This is a genomic window from Rathayibacter sp. AY1A3 (assembly GCF_002930975.1).
In the GTDB taxonomy this organism is placed as follows: domain Bacteria; phylum Actinomycetota; class Actinomycetes; order Actinomycetales; family Microbacteriaceae; genus Rathayibacter.
This window is the reverse complement of sequence record NZ_PSTO01000089.1, coordinates 1-710: the sequence shown is the minus strand read 5'-3', so window position 1 is coordinate 710 and position 710 is coordinate 1. Positions and strand designations below refer to the sequence as shown.

The window sequence follows — 710 nt, the reverse complement described above, 5'->3', positions numbered from 1 at the left end:
AGCGCCGGGTTCTTGAAGGCCGCGGCGGATCTGCAGCGGTCCGACCATCCTAGAGCCCCGGTGGAGCGCTCTCTCGCCCCGGAACGCGGGACATCGCACCGCGGACGACCGCGAGGCGCCGCCTCCCCGTCCGGACACCGCGGTGAGGGCGGTGTCCGGGCGGCGGAGGCGGCGCCTCGGAGGGGCGGAGCGGAGCGCAGGACGCGGGCGGCCGGCGCTTCCGATCAGGCCCGGTGGGCGCCGTGCCCGTCGCGGGGAGGGGCGGTGCGGATCGAGTCCGTCCGGACGTCCGGCTCGATGCTGCCCGCGGCCAGGTCGGCCCCGGCGCGCGCGGCGAGCTGCGGGTCCGTGCGGCGCAGCTCCTCCGCGCTGTCCTCGGCCGCGAGGTCGTGCGCCTCCTGCATGGCCGACTTCGCCCGCAGCGGCGGGGTCTTGAGGAACCACGAGAGCACGAAGGCCAGCAGGACCACGCCCAGCGCGACCTGGAACACGGTCACGGTCGCGTCGTTGAACCCGGTCAGGAACGGAGCCGACAGGGCGCGGTCCGCGGTGTTCAGGAAGGAGGTGTCCCCGTCGAGCGCGGAGCCGATCGCGGCGGTGTCCTGCGACTGCAGCAGCTTCAGGATCCCGGCGTTGGCCGGGTCCGCGGCGACGGCCGGATCGGTGGCGGCCCGCTGCAGATCCGCCGCGAGCGCCGGGTTCTTGAAGGC

The 710-nt window shown here is 75.6% G+C and carries 1 pseudogene; it reads right to left on the bottom strand.

Annotated features, from left to right (window positions below):
• Window positions 1-224 precede the first annotated feature (224 nt).
• Window positions 225-710: pseudogene (locus C5C10_RS18015) on the bottom strand (hypothetical protein); the annotation flags it as partial.